The 3876-nt window shown below is 66.9% G+C and carries 4 protein-coding genes; 2 read left to right on the plus strand and 2 right to left on the minus strand.

The features are described from left to right. Positions 1 to 1334, minus strand: a 1334-nt coding sequence (locus AB7P10_RS19900; RefSeq protein WP_428295578.1) for a lipase/acyltransferase domain-containing protein, incomplete at its 3' end; no start/stop codon positions are given. A 115-nt stretch (positions 1335 to 1449) separates the two neighbouring features. Between AB7P10_RS19900 and AB7P10_RS19905 the strand changes: the two genes are divergently transcribed. Next, positions 1450 to 1713, plus strand: a complete 264-nt coding sequence (locus tag AB7P10_RS19905; protein ID WP_428295579.1) for a hypothetical protein — start codon at positions 1450 to 1452, stop codon at positions 1711 to 1713. A 21-nt stretch (positions 1714 to 1734) separates the two neighbouring features. Next, positions 1735 to 2319 (plus strand): hypothetical protein, encoded by a 585-nt coding sequence (locus tag AB7P10_RS19910; protein WP_428295580.1) that lies wholly within the window; start codon positions 1735 to 1737, stop codon positions 2317 to 2319. A 125-nt stretch (positions 2320 to 2444) separates the two neighbouring features. Here the strand turns inward: AB7P10_RS19910 and AB7P10_RS19915 are convergent. Beyond that, positions 2445 to 3876: hypothetical protein (locus AB7P10_RS19915; RefSeq protein WP_428295581.1), on the minus strand; the 1432-nt coding region annotated here is incomplete at its 5' end.

Genomic DNA, 3876 nt, shown 5'->3' on the forward strand with positions numbered 1-3876 from the left:
CACAGAAAGAAGTGATAGGCCAGCGGCAGGAAACTCTGTTCGTGTTGCGCCGCGCTGGGATCGAGGGTCTGCCGAGCGAGCAGCGAGGGGCGTGTCACCCGCCCATCGCCGGGCTCCAGCAACACCTGTTCGAGCGTAGCGCGGGTGGCGCCCTGGCCGAGTTTGCGCGGCGCCAGGACGGCGCGCGGCACGCCCGCCTGCCGCTCGATGGCGATGCGCGCCCCCGTCAAGGTGCAATCGCCACCGAACAGTACGTAACGGATGGGTGTCGCCGGCTCCGGTGTGGACAACATCCAGGCCAGACGACGTGCCCGCTCCAGGCGGAATGCAAAGAAGCGGCGCAGCGCGTCGAGGTCCGCCTGGTCTCCGCCGTGCGCGAGCGTGACACGCGCAGCCACGCGAGGGTCGTAAACGTTCCAGCCGTAGCGTTGCCATGTCTCGGCTTCAAACAGGCTGTCGGGCAGCGGCCGCCCGTCCCCGTCCACCACCCACGGTGCCAACGGATGGGGGAAGAGCTGGTAGCCGCTGGGCATGGTCGCGAGCACTTCCGGTGGCATGTTCCGTAGACCGATACGTTGCCCCTCGAGAAACCCGTGCACAGCCGAGACCGCACCAAAATTCGGCGTGCCGAGCAGCACCAGCTTGCGCACACGTTGCGTGCCGTAGAGAGAGATCAGGGACGGCATGCCGTCGAGGACATCGCGCGTGCCGTACCGCAGGTAATAGCGCGCGATCAGGCCGCCCATGCTGTGCGCGACGATATCGACCCGCAGCGTCGGATCGCGATAGTCCGCGCGGATCTGGTCGATCAACATCTCCAGGCCGCGCGCGTGTTCGACGTTGTCCTGCCGCCAGTCATAGGCGAACAGGTAGAGCTGCCGTTGCCCTGGTCTGGCAGCCGTGCCCGGCTCGGCGCGCACATAGCCACCGAATTGGACCAGGGTACGCAGGATGGGGCCATAGAAATCGCGACCGAGCACCGAGTCGGCGAGGTCGTAGGCTACGAGGCGGTCCTGGCGAACCGCGAGCGTGTGCGGGTCGAAGTCGAGTGCCAGATCATGAAAATTACTGAACAAGACTCGCCCGGCATGACCCGGGAACACTTCCTCACCGGTGATGCGGTCGCGCAGCTTGGATCCGAACAGGCCCGGGATCAGGATCACGGGGGTATCGTCGGAAGACGCCACGGCGGTGCCGTAGAGGCGTTGGAAGTCCGGACGCAACGGCGCCTGGCAGGCGCTGAGCAGCAGACATGACAACACCAACGCGACGACGAGTAGAAGCACGGCCACGGTTGCGCGCCGGCTCGCCAGTGCGTCGCGATTCTTGATCATGTGTACCACCTAGTCCATATTCAACTGAAGAACGGCGTTGGCGCAAGCTGGCCTACATCGCCACCGTCCCATCGAGCGCGTGTCGCGACGATGGCCAACGACCAACGAGGTGCTCATGACCACCCTACGCACTCCTGAACTGAACGACTTCAGCGCCGAGGACCAGGCCGCGCTCACGCGCATCGCCGCGCGCACCGGCATGGGTATCGAGCAGTTGTTGAAGCCCGGCATCTTCGGTGTCCAGGCCCACTGGCCGGCATGGCTGGAGGCCAATCTTGATCACGCCATCGTCACCTACCTCGGGCGGGGCGCCGTGCCGCAGCTCGCCAAGGAGGCCATGCACGTCGCGGTCTCCATGACCAATCACTGCGAATACTGACTGACCCTGCATTCGGCCGCCGTGTTGCGGCTGACAGGTGAAGATCGGGCGGTGGCCGAAGTCGCCGCGGTGGCCGAGCACGTCGCGAGTCTGACGGTCGCCGCCACGGGGCTCGGGATCGGTCGGGGTGCCGGGCCGCTGGTGCCACTGCTCGACGAAGCAGGCGCCCCACAGTCGGCCGCGACGCTGGGTGAGATCCGCGCCTGGAGCCAGGCCTGCCTGGCCGACGACGGCATTCCCGAATTCTGGCGCGCGCTCGCGCACCACCCGCGCCTGCTTGCCGCAACGTGGCGCAAGGAGCGCGTGGCGATGGCGAGCGGCGTGATCGACGAAGTGGTAAAGACCTACGCCGCCCTGGCCGTGGCGCAGTTCCGGCAGAGTGCGTATTGGATAGACCATTACACCCGCGTGCTGCGCGCGCAGGCCAAGGTGGACGACCACCTGCTGGTCGAGATCGCGGGTGCGGTGATGCACTACGTGTCGTTCAACACCATCGCCCACGGTATGCGCCTGGACGCGCCATTCGCCCATCTCACCGCGTCGGACTTCGTACCCGGCGGGCCATTGGAGCATCACGTGCCGGGGGTGAAGAAGAGCAGCAAGTAGCGCTGCACCGCGCAGCGCCACTGTGGCGGGAACGACGCGCCGCAGCGGCGCGCCCGGGCAGCAGCGCGGGGGCATGCCACCCATGCCGGTGAGATGCCCCCGCAGCCCTGTCGGGTAATCTTCGCTTACGCCGAATGACGGCCGCGCCGGACCAGCAGCCCGAGGCCGCCGAGCAACAACCACGCGCTGCCCGGCAGCGGCACCGGGCTCGGGCTGGTCGCCTCGGTGACCAGCAGGCGCACGTCGCCCGCCAGCCGGTCGTAGACTATCTCGAACCCGCCCGTGGCAAAACCGAACAGCGCCAACCCGAAGAACTCACCGACCAGATTGTTGGCAGTGGCGTCGAGGATAGTCACGCTGTCACCGACGGTGAATTCGCAGGCGCCGAGACAATGCAGCGCCAGCGTGCCATCGAGTGTGGCGCTGCCAGTGACCGCGAGAAGGTCGAACTCGGCCAGGCTGCCGAGCTCGATGTCGAGCACACCGCCGAGCGCCTGCGTGTAGGCACCGGTGACGGTTAGTACACCCGCGCTGTTGCCCGGTGCCACGTGCGCCGCGTTGACTACGTTGCCGATGACGGTGCCGCTGCCGAGGAGCGTGCCGGCCTGCAGGTCGACCAGAGAAGACGTCAACGTGCCATTGACTTGAGTAACCGCCGTCGCCGCGCCGGCCTGTAGCAAGCTTGAGCCCGCCTGGAAGATCATGTTCGAACCGTTCACGACCTCGACCCGGCCTTCGTTGCGGAAGCCATCGGCAGCTTCGACATTGACGCGCATGCCGCTGGCGGCATCGGCCCGCACGGTGCCCTGGTTGATGACCTTGAGGTCATTGGTTCCCAGGCCGCCGAGCCGCCCGCCGCCGCGCACGGTGTGAGCGGCGGCGATGGTGAGCACGTCGGTGTTGCCAGTGTTGTTGCCGTCAATGACACTTTGTGCGCTGTCAGCCAGCACCGTCTCGCCCGTGCCGCCGAGTGTGACGGCGTCGACCACCAGCAACTGCGCGAAGCTGGCCGCGCCGTTGACCGACAGCGTGCCGTTGTTGGTGATGCTGCCGGTCAGTCCCACGGCATTGTTTTGGGCCACCTGCAGCGCACCGGTGAGGGTCACGTCGGACAAAATGCCGGCGCCGGTACCTGCCAGCGCTCCATTGCCGAACCCTGCGAGCGTGCCACCCTTGAGCGTGCCGGCCTCCAGGCGCAACGATGAGTTATCGGCAACCTCTACCGTTCCGCCGGTGTTGTCGAAACCGGCCCCGCCGGTGTCATCGACATTGACGCGCATGCCGCTGGCGGCATCGGCCCGCACGGTGCCCTGGTTGATGACCTTGAGGTCATTGGTTCCCAGGCCGCCGAGCCGCCCGCCGCCGCGCACGGTGTGAGCGGCGGCGATGGTGAGCACGTCGGTGTTGCCAGTGTTGTTGCCGTCAATGACACTTTGTGCGCTGTCAGCCAGCACCGTCTCGCCCGTGCCGCCGAGTGTGACGGCGTCGACCACCAGCAACTGCGCGAAGCTGGCCGCGCCGTTGACCGACAGCGTGCCGTTGTTGGTGATGCTGCCG

Source organism: Hydrogenophaga sp., from assembly GCF_050182545.1.
In the GTDB taxonomy this organism is placed as follows: domain Bacteria; phylum Pseudomonadota; class Gammaproteobacteria; order Burkholderiales; family Burkholderiaceae_C; genus Hydrogenophaga.

Bases quoted from the DNA above. Each gene is read 5' to 3' on its own strand.
- AB7P10_RS19905 (WP_428295579.1), top strand. From the start codon at position 1,450: ATGACCACCCTACGCACTCCTGAACTGAACGACTTCAGCGCCGAGGAC.